The sequence below is a fragment of the Brachyspira catarrhinii genome (assembly GCF_005518285.1).
Taxonomy (GTDB): domain Bacteria; phylum Spirochaetota; class Brachyspiria; order Brachyspirales; family Brachyspiraceae; genus Brachyspira; species Brachyspira catarrhinii.
The window spans coordinates 1-858 of record NZ_SJDU01000636.1; the positions used below are offsets into that span (position 1 = coordinate 1).

Annotated in this window: 2 protein-coding genes; both read left to right on the top strand. The window is 26.8% G+C overall.

All coding sequences use genetic code 11. The features are described 5' to 3' along the window. Positions 1–141: 141 nt before the first annotated feature. Positions 142–501 carry a hypothetical protein gene (locus EZH24_RS12770; protein WP_137999414.1) on the top strand — a complete coding sequence of 120 codons (360 nt, stop codon included), beginning with the start codon at positions 142–144 and terminating at the stop codon, positions 499–501. Continuing rightward, positions 501–858 (top strand): GNAT family N-acetyltransferase (locus EZH24_RS12775; protein WP_137999415.1); only part of this gene is annotated, 358 nt, incomplete at its 3' end. The genes EZH24_RS12770 and EZH24_RS12775, both read left to right, overlap by 1 nt.

Here is an 858-nt window from a genome sequence, read left to right on the forward strand (position 1 = left end):
TATAACAGAATATAAATTAATTTGTCAAATAATAACTATAAAATAAATCATATAGTTATTTGCTCGTTGATAAAAAATATTTTTTATTATATGATTTAAATTATTAATTATTAAAATTTAAAAAATTACTCGGAGGAATTAATGTTAACATTCAAAAATATAGACGATAAAGAAATGCAAAATATAATCGACAATAAAGAAGTAAGCGACAATATAAAAAACGCGTCCGAAAATGTTTTGGCAATTTTCACGCAAGATTGGTGCGGAGATTGGAAAGGTTTGGAAAGAGAATTGAAAGCGAACGAAAAAAATTCAGAAGTCGACATTACGATTTTTATTTGTTTATATAACGAAAGCGCTTTATACGAATCGTTTATGAACTTCAAAGAAAATACTTGGAAAAACGAATTGATACCTTATTTGCGATATTATAAAAAAGGCGAATTCATAAAAGACACAAATCATTTGCCGTTTCAAAGACTTATAAAAACTTTTGAATAATGTTTAAATTTAAAATAGAGAAAGCGCAAATAGAAGATATTAAAGAAATTTCCGACTTGGTAAAAAGAATATATTTAAAATATAATTCTAAAATCGACACGGAAGAGGGAATTAATAATATTCTTATATTTATATCGGCGGAAAGTATGAGATTGAGATTTTTTATCGAAGGCGCTTTAATGTTGGTGGCAAGGGACGAAAATAAAAAAATAGTCGGAGTAATCGAATTGAGAAATTTTGAACATATCTCGCTTTTTTTCGTTGACGATAAATATTTTAAATTGGGTATAGGAAAGAAACTTTTTGAGGAAGCGAAAAATAGCGAGATATGTTCAAAATTTCTCACTTCGATTACTC